22 protein-coding genes are annotated in these 22395 nt (G+C 61.8%); 9 read left to right on the top strand and 13 right to left on the bottom strand.

Annotated elements, in window-relative coordinates:
* Positions 1-5: 5 nt before the first annotated feature.
* Positions 6-989 carry a quinone oxidoreductase gene (locus WFM45_RS15390; RefSeq protein ID WP_015379219.1) on the top strand — a complete coding sequence of 328 codons (984 nt, stop codon included), beginning with the start codon at positions 6-8 and terminating at the stop codon, positions 987-989.
* Positions 990-1288: 299 nt separating this feature from the next.
* Here WFM45_RS15390 and pspG read toward each other — a convergent pair whose 3' ends face one another.
* Positions 1289-1507, bottom strand: a complete 219-nt coding sequence (gene pspG / locus WFM45_RS15385; RefSeq protein ID WP_004936761.1) for an envelope stress response protein PspG — start codon at positions 1505-1507, stop codon at positions 1289-1291.
* Between the two features lie 155 nt (positions 1508-1662).
* Complete coding sequence (dusA, locus tag WFM45_RS15380; protein ID WP_019453217.1) at positions 1663-2673, bottom strand: tRNA dihydrouridine(20/20a) synthase DusA; 1011 nt, start codon at positions 2671-2673, stop codon at positions 1663-1665.
* Between the two features lie 202 nt (positions 2674-2875).
* Between dusA and WFM45_RS15375 the strand changes: the two genes are divergently transcribed.
* Together WFM45_RS15375 and WFM45_RS15370 are read left to right on the top strand one after the other, a co-directional pair.
* Positions 2876-3409, top strand: coding sequence for a tetratricopeptide repeat protein (locus WFM45_RS15375; RefSeq protein WP_049278424.1), 534 nt, complete (start codon positions 2876-2878; stop codon positions 3407-3409).
* An 18-nt stretch (positions 3410-3427) separates the two neighbouring features.
* On the top strand, positions 3428-3973 hold the full coding sequence (locus WFM45_RS15370) for an RNA polymerase sigma factor (protein WP_103086072.1): 546 nt from the start codon (positions 3428-3430) through the stop codon (positions 3971-3973).
* A 30-nt stretch (positions 3974-4003) separates the two neighbouring features.
* Here WFM45_RS15370 and WFM45_RS15365 read toward each other — a convergent pair whose 3' ends face one another.
* Complete coding sequence (locus WFM45_RS15365) at positions 4004-4576, bottom strand: sugar O-acetyltransferase (RefSeq protein ID WP_250601931.1); 573 nt, start codon at positions 4574-4576, stop codon at positions 4004-4006.
* A 245-nt stretch (positions 4577-4821) separates the two neighbouring features.
* Here WFM45_RS15365 and zur point away from each other — a divergent pair, with 245 nt between their 5' ends.
* Entirely contained in the window at positions 4822-5334 is a 513-nt protein-coding gene (zur, locus tag WFM45_RS15360) for a zinc uptake transcriptional repressor Zur (RefSeq protein ID WP_015379223.1), read from the top strand.
* A 102-nt stretch (positions 5335-5436) separates the two neighbouring features.
* Here the strand turns inward: zur and WFM45_RS15355 are convergent, their stop codons facing one another.
* From WFM45_RS15355 to WFM45_RS15340, 4 genes are all read right to left on the bottom strand, one after another.
* Positions 5437-5646, bottom strand: a complete 210-nt coding sequence (locus WFM45_RS15355) for a CsbD family protein (protein ID WP_004936743.1) — start codon at positions 5644-5646, stop codon at positions 5437-5439.
* Between the two features lie 315 nt (positions 5647-5961).
* Positions 5962-7299, bottom strand: coding sequence for an MATE family efflux transporter DinF (gene dinF, locus WFM45_RS15350; RefSeq protein ID WP_033631971.1), 1338 nt, complete (start codon positions 7297-7299; stop codon positions 5962-5964).
* Between the two features lie 103 nt (positions 7300-7402).
* Positions 7403-8011: a transcriptional repressor LexA gene (gene lexA / locus WFM45_RS15345; protein WP_004936736.1), complete on the bottom strand. Its 609-nt coding sequence runs from the start codon at positions 8009-8011 to the stop codon at positions 7403-7405.
* A gap of 102 nt (positions 8012-8113) precedes the next feature.
* Positions 8114-8482, bottom strand: coding sequence for a diacylglycerol kinase (locus tag WFM45_RS15340; protein ID WP_015379225.1), 369 nt, complete (start codon positions 8480-8482; stop codon positions 8114-8116).
* A gap of 148 nt (positions 8483-8630) precedes the next feature.
* On the opposite strand from WFM45_RS15340, the gene plsB reads away from it, so the two are divergent.
* The gene (plsB, locus tag WFM45_RS15335) at positions 8631-11096 is read left to right on the top strand and encodes a glycerol-3-phosphate 1-O-acyltransferase PlsB (protein WP_033631970.1); all 2466 of its coding nucleotides are present in this window, start codon (positions 8631-8633) and stop codon (positions 11094-11096) included.
* A 66-nt stretch (positions 11097-11162) separates the two neighbouring features.
* On the opposite strand, the gene ubiA is transcribed toward plsB, so the two are convergent.
* Complete coding sequence (gene ubiA / locus WFM45_RS15330; protein ID WP_004936728.1) at positions 11163-12035, bottom strand: 4-hydroxybenzoate octaprenyltransferase; 873 nt, start codon at positions 12033-12035, stop codon at positions 11163-11165.
* Positions 12036-12052: 17 nt separating this feature from the next.
* Entirely contained in the window at positions 12053-12568 is a 516-nt protein-coding gene (gene ubiC / locus WFM45_RS15325; protein WP_015379228.1) for a chorismate lyase, read from the bottom strand.
* A 392-nt stretch (positions 12569-12960) separates the two neighbouring features.
* On the opposite strand from ubiC, the gene WFM45_RS15320 reads away from it, so the two are divergent.
* The 3 genes from WFM45_RS15320 to WFM45_RS15310 are packed head-to-tail and all read left to right on the top strand — an operon-like array spanning position 12961 to position 16375.
* Positions 12961-14343, top strand: a complete 1383-nt coding sequence (locus WFM45_RS15320) for an MFS transporter (protein WP_166730393.1) — start codon at positions 12961-12963, stop codon at positions 14341-14343.
* A 24-nt stretch (positions 14344-14367) separates the two neighbouring features.
* Positions 14368-15369, top strand: coding sequence for a LacI family DNA-binding transcriptional regulator (locus WFM45_RS15315; RefSeq protein WP_048325669.1), 1002 nt, complete (start codon positions 14368-14370; stop codon positions 15367-15369).
* A 22-nt stretch (positions 15370-15391) separates the two neighbouring features.
* Complete coding sequence (locus WFM45_RS15310) at positions 15392-16375, top strand: nucleoside hydrolase (RefSeq protein WP_336956321.1); 984 nt, start codon at positions 15392-15394, stop codon at positions 16373-16375.
* A gap of 55 nt (positions 16376-16430) precedes the next feature.
* On the opposite strand, the gene malM is transcribed toward WFM45_RS15310, so the two are convergent.
* The 4 genes from malM to WFM45_RS15290 form a co-directional block, all read right to left on the bottom strand.
* The gene (gene malM, locus WFM45_RS15305) at positions 16431-17333 is read right to left on the bottom strand and encodes a maltose operon protein MalM (RefSeq protein WP_103086073.1); all 903 of its coding nucleotides are present in this window, start codon (positions 17331-17333) and stop codon (positions 16431-16433) included.
* 97 nt (positions 17334-17430) lie between these two features.
* Complete coding sequence (locus WFM45_RS15300; RefSeq protein ID WP_015379233.1) at positions 17431-18720, bottom strand: maltoporin; 1290 nt, start codon at positions 18718-18720, stop codon at positions 17431-17433.
* A 32-nt stretch (positions 18721-18752) separates the two neighbouring features.
* Positions 18753-19862: a maltose/maltodextrin ABC transporter ATP-binding protein MalK gene (gene malK, locus WFM45_RS15295; RefSeq protein ID WP_016930284.1), complete on the bottom strand. Its 1110-nt coding sequence runs from the start codon at positions 19860-19862 to the stop codon at positions 18753-18755.
* Entirely contained in the window at positions 19855-20826 is a 972-nt protein-coding gene (locus WFM45_RS15290; protein ID WP_336956318.1) for an alpha-amylase family glycosyl hydrolase, read from the bottom strand. The genes malK and WFM45_RS15290 overlap by 8 nt, the downstream gene beginning before the upstream one ends.
* A 358-nt stretch (positions 20827-21184) precedes the next feature.
* Between WFM45_RS15290 and malE the strand changes: the two genes are divergently transcribed.
* Positions 21185-22378, top strand: coding sequence for a maltose/maltodextrin ABC transporter substrate-binding protein MalE (gene malE, locus WFM45_RS15285; RefSeq protein ID WP_033631965.1), 1194 nt, complete (start codon positions 21185-21187; stop codon positions 22376-22378).
* Positions 22379-22395: the final 17 nt, after the last annotated feature.

The following is a 22395-nucleotide window of genomic DNA, read 5'->3' as shown; positions in this document are numbered from 1 at the left end:
ACGATATGGCCAAGCGCATTCAGTTTTCCGCCACCGGCGGGCCGGAAGTCTTGCAATACGTTGATTTTACACCGCTCGACCCCGCCGCTGGCGAAGTGCAGATCGAGAACAAAGCGATCGGCATCAACTACATCGACACCTATGTGCGCAGCGGGCTGTACGCGCCGGCCAGCCTGCCGAGCGGCCTCGGCACCGAGGCGGCCGGCGTGGTGGTCAAGGTTGGCGCCGGAGTCAGCGCGATCAAACCGGGCGACCGGGTGGTGTATGCGCAGTCGTCGCTCGGCGCCTACAGCGAAGTCCACAATGTGCCGGAAGAAAAAGTGGCGCTGCTGCCGCACAACCTCAGCTTTGAGCAGGGTGCCGCTTCTTTCCTCAAAGGGCTGACGGTGCATTACCTGCTGCGCCAGACCCACGACGTGCAACCGGGTGAAGTGTTCCTGTTCCATGCCGCCGCCGGCGGCGTCGGGCTGATCGCCTGCCAATGGGCCAAAGCGCTGGGCGCACGCCTGATCGGCAGTGTCGGCTCCGACGAGAAGGCCGCGCTGGCGAAACAGGCCGGCGCCTGGGCCACCATCAACTACCACAAAGAGGATATCGCCCAGCGGGTGGCCGAGCTGACGCACGGCGAGAAGGTTGGCGTGGTGTACGATTCGGTGGGGCAAAGCACCTGGCAGGCCTCGCTCAACAGCCTGAAGCGGCGCGGCCTGATGGTCAGCTTCGGCAACGCCTCCGGCCCGGTGACGGGAGTCGATCTGGCGCTGCTGAATCAGAAGGGCTCGCTGTACGTCACCCGCCCTTCCCTCAACGGTTACATCACCAACCGCGCCGAGCTGCAGTACGCCAGCAATGAGCTGTTCTCGCTGATCGGCAGCGGCGCCATTCGGGTGGAAGTGAGAGACGAGCAGAAATTCGCGCTGGCCGACGCCCAGCGTGCGCACCAGGTGCTGGAAAGCCGCAGCACCAGCGGTTCCAGCCTGCTGATCCCCTGATAGCAGCCAAAGAAAAGGGCTCCTTGCGGAGCCCTTTCTGTTACTGCGTTTTGTAGGGGTAGAGCAGAGTCCGCCAGAGACAGGGGTTGCTTTAGCAACACGAATTTTAGGTGTCTCTCACGGTGATGAAATGGGTCGCATCACTGCATCGACCAACATCCTAACAGCCCCGTCCGGCAAAAAACACGCTTTATGTGCCACATCGCCGGGGAAAACTGCCAAGCTGTGATCGCTGCCGCATTAGCGTGGTGGGTAGTTATGCAAGTTTCATCGCGACTGACTGATTATTCAGCAAAAAATCAGTAACGCCTGACCTGGGGTTTCTGCATTGAACGGTAAATCCATACCCCAACCACCGCCAAAATCAGCCACGGCAGCAGCTTGATGACCACCGCGAATAACCCGCCCAACAACATGAACGCCGCCGCCGCCAACAGCGCAGCGAAGATCCCCAGCAGCGAGATGCCGGTCACCATCAGCATCACCACAAAGCCAATGAGAAAGAAGATTTCCAACATGATTGCTCCTTTGCAATGCAACGTATCTGCAGAGTGAATTACAAGAAGCGTGCCAGAATGGCGGAAGGGCTAACCTATTGAAAAAATGGGGAAGGCATCCGGCAGCGCGCCAAATGCCTGGTGAAAAAGACTAACTGTTGGTCAAATTTTTTCGGCTACGCCATTTCGACACGCGGCTGGCGCACCAACGCCAGCGCCTGCTCCACCACCCGCGCATCGGCGCCCGGCTTGTGGGCGTTCTCGCTCAGATGGCGACGCCACTGGCGCGCGCCCGGCACGCCCTGGAACAGACCGAGGATATGGCGAGTAATGTGGCCGAGATAGGTGCCGTTGGACAGCTCGCGCTCAATATACGGATACAGCGCTTCGACAATCGCCACGCTGTCCGGCACCGCGGTCTGCGCGCCGAACAGTTCGCTGTCGACCCGCGCCAGGATGCCCGGATTCTGGTAAGCCTCGCGCCCCATCATCACGCCGTCCAGATGCTGCAAGTGCTGTTGCGCCTCTTCCAGCGTTTTCACCCCGCCGTTGATGGCGATGGTCAGCGCCGGGAAATCCCGCTTCAGCTGATAAACGCGCGGGTAGTCCAGCGGCGGCACTTCGCGGTTCTCTTTCGGGCTGAGGCCGGAGAGCCAGGCTTTGCGAGCGTGGATGGTGAACATGTCGCACTCGCCACGCCCGGCGACGGTCTGGATAAAGTCGCACAGGAAAGCGTAGCTGTCCTGATCGTCAATGCCGATGCGGGTCTTCACCGTCACCGGAATCGATACGACGTCGCGCATCGCCTTGATGCAGTCGGCGACCAGCGTCGCCTGCCCCATCAGGCAGGCGCCGAACATACCGTTTTGCACCCGATCGGACGGACAGCCGACGTTGAGGTTAATCTCGTCATAACCGCGCTGCTCCGCCAGTTTGGCGCAGTGCGCCAGCGCGGCCGGATCGCTGCCGCCCAGCTGCAGCGCCACCGGGTGCTCTTCTTCGCTGTAGGCCAGGTAGTCACCCTTGCCGTGGATGATCGCGCCGGTGGTCACCATCTCGGTGTACAGCAGCGTTTCCTTGGTCAGCAGGCGGTGGAAGTAACGGCAATGACGATCGGTCCAGTCGAGCATTGGCGCGATGGAGAAGCGATTGGCGGCGTAGGTTGGGGCGTGGTTGTCTTTCGTCATGCTGAGTTACTGGCTACCTGAGTCTGTCTGGGTTCAACGAACGGCGCGCGGCCGCAAACGGCTATTATAACGACAATCGACGCCGTTGGGAAAACCGCCTTGCCGGTGGCGTAAATAAGCGGGAGTAAGGCGAATAAATTCACTCGTTCAGGTGTTATCTCATTACGGGCGCGCACGGCGCCTCTGCCTTGAGGACACAACCATGAACAGCTTCATTAAACGCCTGCTGGCATCGGCCATTGCCGGCTGCCTGCTGTTTTCCGGCGGGGCGCTGGCGATGGGCGGCGACGGCAGCGGCCAAACCCCGCCGACCTGTCCGAAAGGCCAGGTCTATGACAGTAAAACCCAGACCTGCACGGTGGATAAAGGCAGCAAAGTCGACGACGCCGACCGCACTAACTATGCCTATGCACTGGCGAAAAGCGGCCGCTATCAGGAAGCGATCGATATGCTCAACACGCTGAAAAATCCCAACACCGCCGTCGCACTGAATTATCGCGGCTACGCCACGCGCAAACTGGGCCGCACCGATGAAGGTATCGGCTATTATTTAAAATCAGTGGCCCTCGATCCGAAATACCCCAAAGTGCGCGAGTACCTGGGAGAAGCCTATATGCTGAAAGGGCGGCCCGACCTGGCGCGCCAACAGCTGCAGGTGATCCAGTCGCTGTGCGGCACCGGGTGCGAAGAGTACCGAGATTTGGCGGCTGCCATCGACCGCCACCCGGAATCTTGATCCGATGCGCCTGCGGAGGTGACTATCAGCGGCGATGCGATACGCGATGAACTCGGCCACTATCTCTCCCGCCTGTGGCGCTATGCGCTGGTGCTTTCGCACCGGCGGGATGTCGCCGACGATCTGGTGCAGGCAACCTGCGTGCGTGCGCTGGAGCGCGCCGCGCAATTCACCCCCGGTTCACACCTGGATCGCTGGTTGTTTTCCATCTTGCACTCTATTTGGCTCAATGAAGTTCGCGCCCAGCATCGTCGTCAGGGGCAAGGCTGCCTGGCGGCGGAAGGGCTTGGCGATGCGGACAACGGTGAACGGCCGGTCTGGCTCAATGAAGTGATGCGGCGCGTAAGCCGGTTGCCGGCGGCCCAGCGCAACGCGCTGTTTCTGGTGTATGTCGAAGGGCTGTCCTACCGGGAAGCGGCGAAAGTGCTGGCGGTGCCAATCGGCACCGTCATGAGCCGCCTTGCGGCCGCACGCCTGGCCTTGGCCGATGACCGCCAGTTGCCAAACGACGATTCGCACCGTAAGAAGCCCCCTACTCCGCCCTTGCCCCGCACTCGCCGATAAACCGCTGACCGCCGATTCGTGTTAAGCGGCCTATTCCAACGCGCGGATAACCCGGCACGGCTGCCCCAGCGCCAGCACATTGGCCGGAATGTCGCCGGTGACGATGCTGCCCGCACCGATAGTCGTGCCATCGCCGATGGTCACTCCCGGCAGGATCACCACGTTGCCGCCGATCCACACGTTGCTGCCGATAGACACCGGCTGCGCCGAGGTGCGGAAAGGAAAAGCCGGGTCACCGGTAAAGCGTTCATCGGCCTTCAGCGGATGACTCGGCGTGTAGATTTGTACGTTGGGGCCGATCAGCGTGTTGTCGCCGATGGTGATGGTGTTGCAGTCGAGGAACACCGCATTGACGTTGATAAAACAGTTTTTACCGATGCGGACATGCTGCCCGTAGTCGCACCAGAATGGCGTTTCGATCCAGCTCGCTTCACCCCAGTTGCCGAACAGCTCGCCGAGCAGGCGATTTTTCTCGTCCGCCTGATGCGAGTCCAGCGCCCCCAGGCTTTTGGTCAACGCCCTCGCCCGATGGTACAGGGCGAGCAGTTCTTCATCGCGGCTGTTGTATTCCAGGCCGCTTAACAGCTTCTCTCTTTCCGTCATCACACAGGGCTCCTGCTCATCACGCGGGTGAAAGGCGTTATACCGCTCTCGCCCGCTGCTCTCCAGCGCTAAAACCGGCAACGTTGATCTACCGCCCGGCGGAGGGGAAAAGTTGTGATGCATCTCTCTTTTAGCGCACTCAGCGCGCCTTTCTCTGCGCTATCCTCAGGGGAAAAGGGGGCAACTCTCGGCGATTCGCCGTAATCATGGTAAAATCGGCTTTTTTACGTACCGGGATATTTGCGATGAACTCAACCACCCAGGAAAAGCTGTTGGCGCAGGCGGAACGCCTCTGCCAGCAACGCAATGTGCGATTGACGCCGCAACGGCTGGAAGTGCTGCGTCTGATGACTCAGCAACCCGGTGCAATCAGCGCTTATGACCTGCTCGATCTGCTGCGCGTCGCCGAACCGCAGGCCAAGCCGCCGACGGTCTACCGCGCGCTGGATTTTCTGCTGGAGCAAGGGTTTATCCATAGGGTGGAGTCCGCCAACAGCTACGTGCTGTGCCACCACTTCGAACAGCCGATGCATACGTCCGCGCTGTTTATCTGCGACCGCTGCGGCCAGGTGACCGAACGCACCACCGAAGGCGTGGAGGAAACGCTGCAGAAGCTGGCGCAGGAAGCCGGATTTGCGCTGCGGCACAGCGTGGTGGAAGCGCACGGCCTGTGCGCCGGTTGCGTTGAAGTTGAAGCTTGTGACAGCAAGCATGACTGCGCCGAACACGATCACAGCATCGCCATCAAGAAGAAGTAAGACGAAGTCAGGTACTTCCCTGTACCTGCGGCCGGGACGCCAGAGGATGGAGCGACGCCGGCCTGCGCTGTTGCCGGCCGCCGTCAGTGGCGGCCCTGCGTGTTACCAGCGGTGTTTGGTGTGATCTTCCCAGGCCTTCACCTCTTTTTCGGCCGCCTCTTTCTGGTAACCGTAGCGCTCCTGGATTTTGCCGACCAGCTGTTCGCGTTTCCCTTCGATGACCGTCAGATCGTCATCGGTCAGCTTGCCCCATTTCTCTTTCACTTTGCCTTTCAGCTGCTTCCAGTTACCGTCGGCTTGATCTTTATTCATAGTCTCTCCGTTAACCTGTGGTGAATCAGTGATCCCTGTCGCCGGCCGGGGTTAACCAGAAGTTTTTCTGGCTGATGCTCCCTTCACCTTAAGAAGCAACGCTCCCCTTCATTTACCAGCCACATGATTCATTCTAGTTAAACATGGAAATAAAAAAGCCAAAATACAGGATAAAAAACCATTAACAAACAAGATAAAAACAAAAAACGCTAACAAACAACGAACTAACGCGAACAGACCAAGGCTGAAAACATGTAAGCAAACATGATCAAATTCATAAAAAAAACTAATCATTAACCCAACAAGACGTCCGGTTTAATGGGCAGTAAACCAGCTGCCGCGCACCTGGTGACGGTGCCAAATCCAGCCCAACGCCAGACCGCGCAGCGCCAGAAACACCGCCAGCGCCAGCCAGAGGCCGTGGTTGCCAAGCAGTGGCACGCTGAACAGCGCCAAACCGTATCCCGCAGCAGCCACCGCCATGCTGTTGCGCATCTCGGCGCCGCGCGTGGCGCCGATAAACATGCCGTCCAGCAAATAGCACCACACCCCAACCAGCGGCAGAATGACCTGCCAGGGTAAATAATGGGCGGCCAACGCACGCAGTTCCGGCAAAGAGGTCAAGGCTGCCACGATCTGCTGGCCGGTAACAGCATACGCCAGGCCGAAGGCCAACGCGACCAGCCCTGCCTGCCTGCAGGCCGCGTGCCACACTTTGCGCAGTTGGCTGTCGTCCCGGGCGCCGTAGGCGTGGCCGGAATGGGCCTCCACCGCATAAGCGAAACCGTCGAGCGCATAGGCGGTGAACGTCAGCAGATTCATCAATACCGCATTGACCGCCACCACCTCGCTTCCCAGGCGAGCGCCGAAAATGGTCAACGACGCAAAGCACAGTTGCAGCAACAGTGAGCGCAGCATGATGTCGCGGTTGAGCGCCAGCAGGCGACGCAGATCGCCACGCCAGGCCTGGCGCAGCATCTGCAGGGTAATACCGCGCAGGCGCATCACCCGCCACGCCAACCACAGGCCGAGCAGCAGCGTAGCGTATTCGGCGATGGCGGTTGCCGCCGCCGCCCCCCGCACGTTCCAGCCCAGGCCCATCACCAGCCAGATATCCAGCACGATGTTCAGCAGGTTGCCGACGATCAGCAGGATCACCGGCGCCCGCACGTACTGTACGCCAAGCAGCCAGCCCAGCAGCACCAGGTTGGCCAGCGCCGCCGGAGCGCTTAACCAGCGGATCTCAAGAAAACGCCGCGCCTGTTCCAGCACCTCGCCATCGCCACCGACGATCCGCAGCGCCAGTTCGATCAGCGGATAACGCAGCAGGACGATCGCCGCGCCGCCCAACAGCGCCAGCAGCAACGGTTGCATAAAGGCGCGCGCCAGCGCCTGCGGGTTCTGTGCCCCCAGCGCTTGCGCCGCCAGGCCGGTGGTGCTCATGCGCAGGAATAACAGCAGCATGAACAGGAAGCTGGTCGCCACCGCGCCGATCGCGACGCCCCCCAGGTAGATCGGGCTGTCGAGGTGGCCGATCACCGCGGTGTCCACCAGCCCGAGCAGCGGCACGGTAATATTGGAGAAGATCATCGGCAGGGCGAGGCGCCACAGGGCTTTATCGGTGTCGCTGGTGAAAGCGGAAATCAGGCGCATGATGGGATGTTCCTGTGACTGAGTGACAAAGGGCGAAGTCAGAAACAAAAACGCCCCAAAACAGGGGCGATTGATACAGGGAGCGGCGGTGATGGCGCGGCGATTAAATCCAGTCGCCGTTGCGGATCACGCCGACCGCCAGCCCTTCGATAGTGAAATTCTGCTGACGCAGATCGACCACGATCGGTTGGAATTCGTTGTTCTCCGGCAGCAGTTCAACCACGTTGCCGTGCTTTTTCAAGCGCTTGACCGTCACTTCGTCTTCGATCCGCGCGACCACGACCTGGCCGTTGCGCACGTCTTGCGTTTTGTGTACCGCCAGCAGATCGCCGTCCAGAATGCCGATGTCGCGCATCGACATGCCGTTCACCCGCAGCAGGAAATCGGCGCTCGGTTTAAACAGGGAAGGATCCACCTGGTAGTGCCCTTCGATGTGCTGCTGCGCCAGCAGCGGCTCGCCGGCGGCGACGCGGCCGATCAGCGGCAGCCCTTCTTCTTCTTCCATCAGCAGACGGATACCGCGCGAGGCACCGGAGACGATTTCGATCACGCCTTTGCGTGCCAGCGCCTTCAGGTGCTCTTCGGCGGCGTTAGGCGAACGGAACCCCAGACGCATCGCGATCTCGGCACGCGTTGGCGGCATGCCCGTTTGCGAAATGTGCTCGCGAATCAGATCGTAGACCTCTTGCTGTCTGGTAGTTAGTGCTTTCATTCCGCCCCCTGTTTGTTTATACAGTCTTGCTGTGAGTATATACAGGTAAGCGCGGATTGGGAACCGAAGAATAAATAAAAATCAGTCAGTAGGCGCTTTTCGTCAGCCGAAATGCTGCCATAAGACCGTGCCCCAAACGAACAGCGCCAGCACGATCGCCAGCGACACCGCCGCCGATCCCATGTCCTTGGCCCGCCCGGACAGCTCGTGATGTTCGCTGCCGATGCGATCCACCACCGCCTCGATCGCGCTGTTCAGGATCTCGACGATCATCACCAGCGCTACCGATCCGATCAATAAAATGCGCGCTATCGCACCCACATCCAGCCAGACAGCCAGTATGATAGCCAGAAGGGTGACCACCAGTTCCTGGCGGAAAGCCGCTTCGTGCTGCCAGGCGGCGGATAGCCCTTTATAGGAATAGCCGGCGGCCTTGATGATGCGGGTCAGCCCGGTTGCTTGGTTTGCCATGTTTTCGTGCCTTTCTCAGAGGTCGGTCATAATAAAAAGAGTCTAGAACAGTCCGCGCTGACGGCTCTCGGTTTTCGAACACCACAGATCTGCTACCCGGTTTCTGGTATGCTTGCGGCGCATTGCTAACAAGAGGCTTCACGTTGTTATGTCAGGTTGGCGTAAAATTTATTATAAAATATTGAATTTACCACTTAAATTGTTGGTAAGAAGTAAGGTCATCCCTTCAGATCCGGTTACCGAGCTAGGGTTGGATCCCTCACGGCCGATTTTGTATGTTTTACCTTACAATTCCAAGGCGGATTTGCTGACGCTGCGCACCCAGTGCCTGGCGCAGGATCTGCCCGATCCGCTCAACGCGCTGGAGATCGACGGCACCGTGCTGCCGAGCTACGTGTTCATTCACGACGGCCCGCGCGTATTCCGCTATTACACCCCGAAAGAAGAGTCGGTAAAGCTGTTCCACGACTATCTGGATCTGCACCGCAGCAACCCGGATCTCGACATTCAGATGCTGCCGGTTTCGGTGATGTTCGGCCGTTCGCCGGGCCGCGAAGGCCACGGCACGCCGCACCTGCGTCTGTTGAACGGCGTGCAGAAATTCTTCGCGGTGCTGTGGCTCGGCCGCGACAGCTTCGTGCGTTTCTCCAACACCGTGTCGCTGCGCCGCATGGCTACCGAACACGGCACGGATAAAACCATCGCGCAGAAACTGGCGCGCGTGGCGCGCATGCACTTCTCGCGTCAGCGCCTGGCCGCGGTGGGCCCGAGTCTGCCGGCCCGTCAGGATCTGTTCAACAAGCTGTTGGCGTCCAAAGCGATCGAAAAAGCGGTCGAGGACGAAGCGCGCAGCAAGAAGATCTCGCACGAGAAGGCCCAGCAGAACGCCATCGCGCTGATGGAAGAGATCGCCGCCGACTTCTCCTACGAAACCGTGCGCCTGTCCGACCGCGTGCTGAGCTGGACCTGGAACCGGCTGTATCAGGGCATCAACGTCACCAACGCCGAGCGCGTGCGCCAGCTGGCGCAGGACGGCCACGAGATCGTCTACGTGCCCTGCCACCGCAGCCACATGGACTATCTGCTGCTGTCGTACGTGCTGTATCACCAGGGCCTGGTGCCGCCGCACATCGCTGCGGGCATCAACCTCAACTTCTGGCCGGCGGGCCCGATCTTCCGTCGCCTGGGCGCGTTCTTCATCCGCCGCACCTTTAAAGGCAACAAGCTGTACTCGACGGTGTTCCGCGAATACCTCGGCGAGCTGTTCACCCGCGGTTACTCGGTGGAATATTTCGTGGAAGGCGGCCGTTCCCGCACCGGGCGCTTGCTGGAGCCGAAGACCGGCACCCTGTCGATGACCATCCAGGCGATGCTGCGCGGCGGCACCCGTCCGATCACGCTGGTGCCGATTTACATCGGTTACGAACACGTGATGGAAGTGGGTACCTACGCCAAAGAGCTGCGCGGCGCCACCAAGGAAAAAGAGAGCCTGCCGCAGATGCTGCGCGGCCTGCGCAAGCTGCGCAACCTGGGCCAGGGATACGTCAACTTCGGCGAGCCGCTGCCATTGACGGCTTACCTCAACCAGAACGTGCCGCAGTGGCGCGAGTCGATCGATCCGATCGAAGCTCAGCGTCCAAGCTGGCTGACGCCGACGGTCAACGATCTGGCCGGCCAGATCATGGTGCGCATCAACAATGCCGCCGCAGCCAACGCCATGAACCTGTGTTCCACCGCGCTGCTGGCCTCGCGTCAGCGTTCGCTGACCCGCGAGCAGCTGGTCGAGCAGCTCGAGTGCTACCTGCAGCTGATGCGCAACGCGCCTTACGCGCGTGACGTCACCGTGCCGACGCAAACGCCGGATGAGCTGCTGGATCACGCGCTGAACATGAACAAGTTCGAGGTGGAGAAGGACAGCATCGGCGACATCATCATCCTGCCGCGCGAGCAGGCGGTGCTGATGACCTATTACCGCAACAACATCCACCATCTGCTGGTGTTGCCGTCGCTGATCGCCAGCATCGTGATGCATCATCGCCGGGTGTCGCGCGCCGAGCTGCTGCGCCAGATCGGCATGATCTACCCGATGCTGAAAGCCGAGCTGTTCCTGCATAACGACAAGGAACAGCTGCCGGAGGTGCTGCGGCCGATGATCGACGAGCTGATCCGTCAACAGCTGATCTGCGACAAAGGCGACGATCTGGTGCTCAACCCGGCGCGCATTCGCCCGCTGCAGCTACTGGCCGCCGGGGTGCGCGAAACCCTGCAACGCTACGCCATCACCATGTCGATCCTCAGCGCCAACCCGAGCATCAACCGCGGCGCGCTGGAGAAAGAGAGCCGCATCATGGCGCAGCGTCTGTCGGTGCTGCACGGCATCAATGCGCCGGAGTTCTTCGACAAGGCGGTGTTCTCCACCCTGGTGGCGACGCTGCGTGAAGAAGGCTACATCAACGACAGCGGCGATGCGATCCGCGAGCACACCCTCGAGGTGTACAGCATGCTGAGCGATCTGATCACGCCGGAAATCAAGCTGACCATCGAAAGCGTCAACATGCCGGAAGAGACCAACGCTCTGCCGCAAACCGACGCGGAAGAAGAGAAAGACGAGTGATTTCGCCCGGCGCGGAAACACAAAAGGCACCCCAAGGGGTGCCTTTTTTCTTGCTGCAGGGAACCGTTACGCCGGCAGATAGCTGAGCGCGATGCCGATAAACACCACCAGCCCGACATAGTTGTTCTGCAGAAAGGCCTTGAAGCAGGCGTCGCGCTCGCGCCCGGCGATCTGCTTCTGCTGGTGAATGAACAGCGCGCCCGCCAGCAGCAGCGACCAGTAAAACGCGCCGCCGAGCTGCGCCAGATAACCGACCCACACCAGCAGCAGCAACGTCGCGAACTGCAACAGCCCGACGATCAGCTTGTCATAACGCCCGAACAGGATAGCGGTGGACTTGATGCCGATTTTCAGATCATCGTCGCGATCGACCATCGCATACAGCGTGTCATAGGCCACCGTCCAGCAGATGTTCGCCAGCAGCAGCAGCCAGCAGCTGAGCGGCAGCGATTCGCTGACCGCCGCATAGCCCATCGGAATGCCCCAGCCGAACGCGGCGCCCAGCACGAACTGCGGCAGGTTGGTCACCCGCTTCATAAACGGATACACCCAGGCCAGCGCCAGCGCCGCCAGCGACAGCCAGATGGTCATCGCATTCAGCGTCAACACCAGGCAGAACGAGATCAGCACCAGCACCACGAACAGCACCTTGGCCTCTTTCGCGCTCACCCGGCCGCTCGGCATCGGCCGCCCGGCGGTGCGTTTCACGTAGCCGTCCACCGCGCGATCGGCATAGTCATTCACCACGCAGCCGGCGGCGCGCATCAGGAACACGCCGAGCACGAACACCAGCAAAATCGACAGCGGCGGCACGCCTTTTCCGGCCAGCCACAGTGCCCACAGCGTCGGCCACAACAGCAACAGCGTGCCAATCGGTTTATCAATGCGCATCAAATGGCTGTAAGCCCGCCATTTACTTTGAGTCACGCTTCCCTCCAACGTCTTGCTCTCCTCTCTTATGCGGGGACCGCTGAATACAGCGGCGAAGCCGGTAAAAACAGTTCGGTCAGCAGCAGCGGCTTGCCCGCCAGCCGCAACCGTGAACGACGCGCCCACAGCGCATCCTGTCGGCCGATATGGATATAGTCGCGGGTCAGATCGCCGCTGCTGAACAAATAGCGCCCCAGCGGCAGCGTCCCCAGATCCACCAGCGCCTGGTCGGGGCCGGTCAGCGTATGTTCCGGGATCACCGTGCGCCCCAGCAGCCAGGGCTGGCCGTCGCCCAGCAGCACCACTTCGCGCAGCCAGTAGCGCGGGCTATCGGGCAGGTGGTTCGCCTCGTCGCCCAGCGCCTCGCGCGTGACGAAGCATTCGCGCTGCGGTTCAACGCGCACCTGGGCGCAATGGCGTTCAAATCGTCGGGTCATGGAGCCTAACTCCATCAGCCAGTCGCTGACGGCGGCGGGCGCCGGAGGATCCTGTTCGGATAACCACTCCAGCGGCGGCAGGATGGAATCCCTGATGCCAGACATTGCTTTACTCCTCGCCTGAACCGCAGCCGGTACGGCGCGCCAGACGATACAAACTGTTAACAGGCCCCCATTGTAGCGCAGAAATGCGAAAGCGGCAGGCTGATTCGTGGCGAAAACGGCAGGTCTGTCGGCCGGAAAAACCGGGGTTCTGTCATCTTTTTGCCATCCGCATTCTCTATCTTCATTTCCCGGCGCGCTGACGATTCTGTGATCGCCCGCAAAGTTTCAGCTTCCTCGCGTTGTGTTATCTACGCGCGTAGATACCCTGATACGGCAGCGTTGAATCGCCATGCGTCCGACATGATTTGTCGGCACACCTTTGTTGCCGGCACCAGGGAAACCATCTTTAACCGCGCCCCTCCAGGCGCAGAATAAAAGAGGATAGCACTGCCATGAGCGAAACAACGCTTGCCCCTTCACAGACCGCCGACGCCGCGCTGGCGGCCGATGAACGCCTGGCAACCAAAGAGGGGCGCAGCCAATTTTGGCGCGCCACCTTCTCCTGCTGGCTCGGCACCGCCATGGAATACGTCGACTTCGCGCTGTACGGCCTGGCGGCCGGCATGGTGTTCGGCGACGTGTTCTTCCCCGAAGCCACGCCGCTGGTGGCGTTGCTGGCCAGCTTCGCCACCTACTCCGTCGGCTTCGTCGCGCGGCCGATCGGCGCGCTGGTGTTCGGCTGGATCGGCGATCGCAAAGGCCGCCGCGTGGTGCTGATCACCACCGTGGCGCTGATGGGCCTCTCCACCACATTGATCGGCCTGATCCCGCCCTATGCGCAAATCGGCGTCTGGGCGCCCGCCTGCCTGGTGATCCTGCGCTTCGCGCAGGGGTTCGGCGCCGGTGCGGAGCTGTCCGGCGGGGCGGTGATGCTGGCGGAATACGCGCCGGCCAAGCGGCGCGGGCTGGTGGCGTCGATCATCGCCATAGGCTCCAACAGTGGCACCCTGCTGGCGTCGCTGGTGTGGCTGCTGGTATTGCAGCTCGACAAGGAAGACCTGATGAGCTGGGGCTGGCGCATTCCGTTCCTCGCCAGCATTCTGATCGCCGGCGCGGCGCTGTACCTGCGCCGCCACGTGCGGGAAACGCCAGTGTTCGAACGCGAGCTGCAGCAAAACCACCAGCGCATGCTCGACGCCGCCCAGGCCGCGCCGGACTCACGCAGCTACCTGCAACGCACCAAGGCGTTCTGGGTGATGCTCGGCCTGCGCATCGGCGAAAACGGCCCCTCCTACCTGTGCCAGGGCTTTATCGTCGGCTATGTCGCCAAAGTGCTGATGGTCGATAAATCAGTGCCAGCGCTGGCGGTGCTGATCGCCTCACTGTGCGGTTTTCTGGTGATCCCGCTGGCCGGCTGGCTCTCCGATCGCTTCGGCCGCCGCATCACCTACCGGTGGTTCTGCCTGCTGCTGGTGCTGTACGCTTTCCCGGCGTTCTGGCTGCTCGACAGCCGTGAGCCGGCGATCGTCATCTCGGTGATCGTGGTCGGCATGTGCATCGCATCGCTGGGGATCTTCGGCGTGCAGGCGGCCTATGGCGTCGAACTGTTCGGCGTGAAGAACCGCTACTCCAAAATGGCGTTCGCCAAGGAGCTTGGGTCGATCCTCTCCGGCGGCACCGCGCCGCTGATCGCCACCGCGCTGCTGTCCGGTTTCGGTCACTGGTGGCCTGTCGCCTGCTATTTTGTTGTAATGGCGGCCATCGGCTTAATCACCACCTTCTTTGCTCCCGAAACCCGCGGCCGCGATCTCAACCTGCCGCAGGATGCCGCGTAGCGGGAAGGCGAACAGGACCTCAATTTGGATAATCACTCCGCGCGCCGCGTTACCCGCGCCGACGTGGCTCGCATAGCGGGCACCTCCGTCGCCGTGGTCAGCTACGTGATCAACAACGGCCCGCGCCCGGTGGCGGAAGCCACCCGGCTGCGCGTGCTGGCGGCGATCGAGCAGACCGGCTACCGGCCGAACGACATCGCGCGAGCGCTGGCCTCCGGCAGCACGCAAACCTACGGGCTGGTGGTGCCGGATATTTCCAACCCGTTCTTCGCCACGCTGGCGCGGGCGCTGCAGCAGGAAGCCTTCAGCCGTGGCCGCGTGCTGCTGCTGGGCGACGCCGGCGACGACCGGCAGCGCGAATATGAGCTGATCAACAACCTGCTGCGCCGCCAGGTCGACGGCCTGCTGTACACCAGCGTCGATCGCCATCCGTGGTTCGATCTGATCCGCGCCTCCGGCACGCCCTGCGTGATGATAGATACCATCGACAGCCAGGCCGGCGTCTGCGCCATTCGCGTCGACGAGCGCGACGCCGCCTGCCAGGCGACCCGCCATCTGCTGCAGCACGGCTATCGCGACATCGGCATTTTTATCGGCCCGCTGACCATGCTCAACGCGCAGGATCGCCTGAACGGCTGGCGCGATGCGCTGCTGGAAGCGGGCATCGCGCCGCGCGACGAATGGATTTTCGAGGTGCCCTACACCCGCCAGGGCGGTTACCAGGCCACCCAGCGCCTGGTGCAAGGCCCGCGCCCACGCGCCGTTTTCACCTCCAACGAGCAGCAGGCGCTCGGCTGCCTGTCGGCGCTGGCGGAACATGGGCTGCGCGCGCCGGACGATCTGGCGCTGATCTGTTTTAACGGCACGCAGCAATCCGAATTCAGCGTGCCGCCGCTCAGCGCGGTCGAGCAGCCGATCGACGCCATGGCCAAGCGGGCCATCGCCATGCTGGCCGCCGGCGCCGCGCCCGCCGAGCTGCATGAATTCGCTTTTCAACTGCGCATCCGCCACTCGTGCGGCTGTTAGCGGTTTTTCAGGACATCTTACTATGCGTTTAATCATTGATTGCGATCCCGGCAACGGCGTTCCCGGCGCCAACGTCGATGACGGTCTGGCGCTGGCTCTGGCGCTGGCGGCCAAACCGCAGCTGCAACTGGAGCTGATCAGCATCGTGGCCGGCAATACCCCGCGTGAAGTGGGCTTCGCCGTCGCCTCCGCTCTGCTGGCGCAGAGCGGCTACCGGGTACCGGTCGCCCTCGGCGCGGCGCGCGCCCTGAGCGAGCCGCCAGAGCCATGGCGCGCGCATCTGGACCGCCCAATCGCCGATCCCAAGCTGGCAGCGCTGTGGCGCGACTTGCCCGCCCCCTCGCTGGCCAACGCGCCCGCACCGGACGCCGCCATCGCCATCGGCGAACTGATCTGCCGGCATCCCGGCGAGATCACGCTGGCGGCGATCGGCCCACTGACCAACGTTGCGCACGCCATGCAGCTGTACCCGCAGATGGCGCAGGCGGTGAAAGAGATCGTGATCATGGGCGGCGTGTTCAACGTCGAAGGATACATCAAGGACACCAATTTTGGTTTGGATCCGGAAGCGGCGCGGCTGGTGTTAAACAGCGGCTCCAATATCACGCTGGCGCCGCTGGACGTCACCACCCAGACCATGCTGACCCAGGCGGATCTGGCCGCGCTGACCCAGCCGGATACCCCGCTGTGCCGTTATTTGCGCGCCACCACGCAGCCGTGGATCGACTATTCGCGCCATACGCGGCGCCTGCCGGGCTGCTGGATCCATGATGCGCTGGTGATCGCCTGGCTGCTGGAACCGCAGTTGGTCACGACCGAAATGTTCCATGTGGATGTGGCGCTGGAAGGGGCGTTGACGCGCGGCAGCTCACGCCGTTGGCGGCCGGGCGGCCTGCGCCTGACGGTCGGTATGCCGCCGCCGCAGGGCAAGCCGGTGCGCATCATGCAGCAGGTGGACAACGCCCGTCTGCTGGCGTTGATCGGCGCAACGCTGGCGCGCGGATGAAAAAAGGTGCGCCAAGGCGCACCAATCATCGAGCCAGCATCGGCAGCGCCGGGTGTTACCCCTTGCCTTTAACGCTGCTGATAAACGTTTTACGCGCAGTGGTAGAGCCCAACTTCTCGGCCTCATTCATCAGCTTCAGCGCCTTGTCGATATCGCCCGCCTTCACCGCCTGCTTGATGCCGTTATTGAAGTAGCTTTCGGTGTCGTTGAGCATCGGCTCCGCCGGTTTCTCCGGCGTCGGCATCGGCGCCGCCGCGGCCGGTGCGCTTGATCCCACCACCACCGGCGCCACGGTCGGCGCAGGCTGCAGCATGCCGATCATCACGTTGCCGGTGCCCTGTTCCGCGGTCACCTTGAGCTTCAGCGTGCCGGTCGTCGCGTGGCCGGCGATCGGATCCGGGATATCCGGCACCGCATTACCCACGCCCTGCGCGTAGGCCTTGGCCGGGTTAGTCAGCTGCGTGGTTTTCGCCAAATCCTGACGGGTGGTGTACACCAGCAGGTAAATCTGTTTTTGACCGAGCGCCGGCGTCAGTTTCAGCGTGCCTTCGAGGCGATCGGAGGACATCGCTCCCGGCGGCTGGTAAGGGAAATAGCTGCTCGGGTAATACGCCGCCGGGCGCAGATGCTCGTCCAGCACCAACACGCTCGGCGCGTACAGCGAATTGTGTTTGGCGAGGCTGCTCAGCGTCACTTCCAGCGAACCGCGATCGGCCGGCAGCGTATAGGCGGCGATCGCCCCCTGGATCTCGCCCTGATTGAGCTGCGGGCTGACGGCGTCGAGCTTCACCTCTTGCGACACCGGCGGCTGCAACGGCTGCCACGGCAGGCTTTGCAGCGTGGCGGCGCTGATGGCCGGCGCGACGGAAACGTTGGCCGGCGTATCGGCATTGGCCGCCAAAGGCGCGCCAACGGTCAGCGCCAGCGACAGGCAGAGTGACAGCAGATTCTTTTTCATCGTTATATCCTCTTTCAGCGCCGCGATGGATCAGGCAAGAGATCCGGCCGCGGCGAATGCGATTGGGGGAGAGCCTGCGGCCCTCCCCGTCCTGTCGTTACCACCAAATTTCCATCTGGGCGCCGAAGGTGACTTCGTCATCCTTGCCGCGGCTGAAGGTATGCATGCTGGTGTCGTTGTATGCGGTGCCGGCGTTATACCCGGTATCATCGCCGGTGGCGTAGCCCCACTTCTCATCCCACTTGGCGTAGGTGGCGAACAGGCGGATGGCCGGACGCGACCAGATGCTGTTGCCCGCCTGCCATTGCTGCGCCAGGGTCACTTTATACTGGCCGTTGCGATCGCCGGTGCGCTGGGATTTGACGTTGTCATAGCCGGCTTCCAGCAAGGTGCTCATGATCGGCGTCCATTTGTACATCGGCCGTACGCCCACGGTGTACCAGGTGGTGCCGTTGTTGTTGTCGCGGTCGATGTCCTGGAACATGGCGACGTACATCAGCGCCCATTGATCGTTGAAGTCGATGGCGCCGTGATCCAGCACGCGGATCATCTTGCCGTTGTTATCGATGGTGGCGCCTTCGTTGCGGCCGTTGTTCTGCGAGGTCATCGAGTCGGTGGCGTACTGCAGCACGAACTTGTTGTAACCGTTCAGGATGCTCTGCGTGTGTTCCGCGGTGAACATCCAGCCGTCTTTGCTGGCGCCGTCCGCCAGGCGGTAGTTATCCTGCGCATTGGCGCGGCCGTAGTCCACGCCCAGCTCCAGGGTGCCGCCCGGGTTCAGCTCCAGGCCGGCCAGACGCAGGTCGAAAGTGTCGTTGACGGTCGGACGCTGTTTCCATTCGTTATCCAGATAGCCGTAAGAGCCGCCGGATTCGGAGTTGCGGGTCACGGCGGCGGACAGCTTGCCGAAGCCCAGATCGATGTTTTCCAGACCGGCGCCCGGGCCGGAGATATCCCAGTAGTAGAAGTCGATCATGTGAACGTCATGACGCTGATAGAAACGCTTACCGGCCCACAGCGTGGAGCCCGGCAGCCAGTCGATCAGGTTTTTACCCTGCACGTTCACTTCGCGGAAGCCCGGCGTCACGTCTTCCCAGTCGGAACGCTGCGAGACCGAATAGGCCAGGTTGGTGTCGAAATAGAAGCTCTTGTCGCCTTCTTTCCACACTTCCTGCCCCAGTTTCAGTTCGGCGTAGGTTTCGCATTCGTTGCCGAGACGGTATTTGCTCGCGGCGCCGGTGGCCTTGAAGCACTGTTGCTCACCGCCGCTGCCGGTCCAGCCGATGCCGGAACGGGCGTAACCGTGGAAATCCACGGCCAGCGCCTGAGTAGAGAGAACACCGGCGGCGACAGCCAGTGCCAGAGGAAGTTTGCGCAGAGTAGTCATCATTATTCTCCTGTTATACCGACTTTGATGCTTTAAACGCCCGGCTCCTGGTGCAGCCGTTTACATGCCGTACCGTCTTCACGGAACAGATGGCAGCGGTGAGGCGGCAGGCCGATGGCGAATGTGGCACCTTCTTCTACCAGCACCACGTCGTTCTGGCGGTACACCAGGTTTTGACGGATGGCCGGGATTTGGATGTGGATTTGCGTCTCGTTGCCGAGCTGCTCCACCACCTGTACGTCGCCGGTAAGCCGCACTTCAGAGGCTTCGCCGGGCAGCAGATGTTCGGGGCGAATGCCCAGTGACAGGTTGGCGCCGGGCTGAACGCCCGCGCCTTCCACCGGCAGCCAGACCAGTTGGCGGTTGGGCAGTTCGACCTGCACCTGTCGCGGCTCCGCCGCGGTGACCTTGACCGGCAGGAAGTTCATCTTCGGCGAACCGATGAACCCGGCGACGAAGCGGTTGGCCGGGTAGTGGTACAGTTCCAGCGGCTTGCCGACCTGCGCCACGCGACCGGCGTCGAGCACCACGATCTTGTCGGCCAGCGTCATCGCTTCGACCTGATCGTGAGTGACGTAAATCATGGTGCGCTGCAGGCGCTTGTGCAGACGGGAGATCTCGATGCGCATCTGCACCCGCAGCGCGGCATCGAGGTTGGACAGCGGTTCGTCGAGCAGGAATACGTCCGGCTCGGCCACCAGCGTGCGGCCGATCGCCACACGCTGACGCTGCCCGCCGGACAGCGCCTTCGGCCGCCGATCGAGCAGGTGCGCCAGCTGCAGCACCTCGGAGACCTGGTTCACCCGTTGATTGATTTCCGCTTTCTTGGCGCCGGCCAGCTTCAGGCCGAACGACATGTTGTCCGCCACCGACAGGTGCGGATACAGCGCGTAGGACTGGAACACCATGCCGATGCCGCGCTCGGAAGGCGGCACCTCATTCATACGTTTCTCGCCGATCAGCAGGTCGCCGGAGGTGATGTCCTCAAGCCCGGCGATCATGCGCAGCAGCGTCGATTTGCCGCAGCCCGACGGCCCGACAAACACCACAAACTCGCCGTCTTCGATGGTCAGATTGACGTCTTTGGAAATCACGGCCTCACCGAAGGCCTTATAAACGCTGCGCAGTGTCACGCTAGCCATGCGTTACTCCCCTGCTTTCGCAGTTAACATGTCGTGTGAAAATGGCGGAGGCAAAGCCCGCCAAAACCCATTGATGACCCTCTTGCTGCGCGCCGTGCTGCCATGCCAACGGCAAGGTCGCCTCAGACGGCGCGGCCGCCTGAGTATAAGGCTGCAGGTTTATCAGCGCTTCAAGGCATTGATCCTGATGGGTAATAAGTAAGCGCACCACGCCGTCCCGCTGGCTGACCGCGTTCAGCTCGCCGCGCTGGATGAGCGGCGAACGGCGCAGGGCCAACAGCGCCTGGCAGTAACGTAAGGTGGAGTGGCTGTCGTGCTGTTGGCGGCTGATGGCCAATGCGCGGTGTTCGATCGCCACCTGCTGATACCAGCTGATCTCCCCGGCGGTGACCTGTTCGGGGGCTTCATGCCACGGCATCGGCGTTCGCGCGCCGCGCGGATCCTGCAGGCCGGCGGCATGCGGCAGCCCCAGCTCTTCGCCCTGATACAGGCAGATCGGCGCCGGCAACGTCGCCAACAGCGTCAAAAAGGCGGCGGCGGAACGCAAATCGCCTTGCCCCCAGCGGCTGACCACTCTTGGCTGCTCGGCGTCCCCGGTGCTCCACAGGCTGTCCGCCAACGTGGCGCGGCGGGCGTGCAACACCGCCGCCAGCTTCTCCGCGCTGAACGGCATCACGTCCAGCGCCAGCGCGCCGTGGGCGAACCGCTGCGGCGCGACGGCATTGCGAACGCGGTTGGCTTCATCGCCGTACCACAGCGTCAGCCCTTCGCCCGTCACCGTCGCCTCGGCCTCCGGCGCCAGCGTCTGCGGCAGCAGCAGGCCGTCGATCGACAGCGCTTTCAGGTACGGCAGCGCCGCCAGCATGCCGTGTGCGTCGCCCACGCCGTCCCCGTTTCCGTCACGGAAACTGGCCGGATGGATCCGGTACAGGGTGGGCTGAGTGGCGATAGGCATTGACGACATAAATCCGGTATCCCTGCTGCGCGTGGCGTTAAAAATCGATGTGCCGATAGTGCGGGAGTCACCGGAAAGGGTAATCATCCGTAACAGGATTTTTCATGGGGGAGGAGGCGGGAGGATGAGAGAACGACCGCGGCGATGAGAAGTTCCGCGCTTAAGGCAAATCTGTGATCCGGCTGGCAAAAATCGCCCCCCTATTGTGTGCCTGACGCCACAGAATAGAGCACAACGTTAACTGGATCACACTCCTCATCTTAGGGGCGTAGAGGGGGGGAGGATGAGAATATGTCGCGTTGTGACCCACTATTACCGCGAAACGTCTCTCCTTGATTTATGTGCCCACAAAAAGAAGGACTGGATTATGACTCGCAGCATTACCCTCGCCCGCACGCTGGCGCTCTCGGCACTGGCCACCCTGGTGCTCTCTTCTTCCGCCTTCGCCAAGATTGAGGAAGGCAAACTGGTTATCTGGATCAACGGCGACAAGGGCTATAACGGCCTGGCGGAAGTCGGCAAGAAATTCGAAAAAGACACCGGCATCAAGGTTACCGTCGAGCACCCGGACAAACTGGAAGAAAAATACCCGCAGGTGGCCGCCACCGGCGACGGTCCTGACATCATTTTCTGGGCCCACGACCGCTTCGGCGGCTATGCGCAGTCCGGCCTGTTGGCCGAAATTCACCCGTCCAAAGCCTTCCAGGACAAGCTGTTCCCGTTCACCTGGGACGCCGTGCGCTATGACGGCAAGCTGATCGGCTACCCGATCGCCGTCGAAGCGCTGTCGCTGATTTACAACAAGGACTTGGTCAAACAGCCGCCGAAAACCTGGGAAGAGATCCCGGCGCTGGACAAACAGCTGCGCGCCGCCGGCAAGAGCGCCATCATGTGGAACCTGCAGGAACCCTACTTCACCTGGCCTATCATCGCCGCCGACGGCGGTTATGCCTTCAAGTATGAAAACGGCAAATACAACATCAAGGATGTCGGCGTCGCCAACGCCGGTTCACAGGCAGGCCTGCAGTTCATCGTCGATCTGGTGAAAAACAAACACATCAACGCCGATACCGATTACTCGATCGCCGAGGCCGCGTTCAACAAAGGCCAGACCGCGATGACCATCAACGGGCCATGGGCCTGGAACAACATCGAGCAGAGTAAAATCAACTACGGCGTGACGCTGCTGCCGACCTTCAAAGGCAAACCGTCCAAGCCGTTCGTCGGCGTGCTGACCGCCGGCATCAACGCCGCCAGCCCGAATAAGGAGCTGGCGACCGAGTTCCTCGAAAACTACCTGCTGACCAACGAAGGGCTGGCGGACGTCAACAAAGACAAACCGCTGGGCGCGGTGGCGCTGAAATCCTACCAGGAGGCGCTGGCCAAAGATCCGAAGATCGCCGCCACCATGCAGAACTCGCAAAACGGGGAAATCATGCCGAACATCCCGCAGATGAGCGCCTTCTGGTACGCCGAACGCAGTGCAGTGATCAACGCCGTCAGCGGCCGTCAGACGGTGAAAGCCGCGCTGGACGACGTGCAGACCCGCATCACCAAGTAACGACGTCGTGCGGGGCG

It is taken from the genome of Serratia sp. KG1D (assembly GCF_037150675.1).
Lineage (GTDB): Bacteria > Pseudomonadota > Gammaproteobacteria > Enterobacterales > Enterobacteriaceae > Serratia > Serratia nematodiphila.
This window is presented reverse-complemented; position numbering and strand designations above follow the sequence as displayed.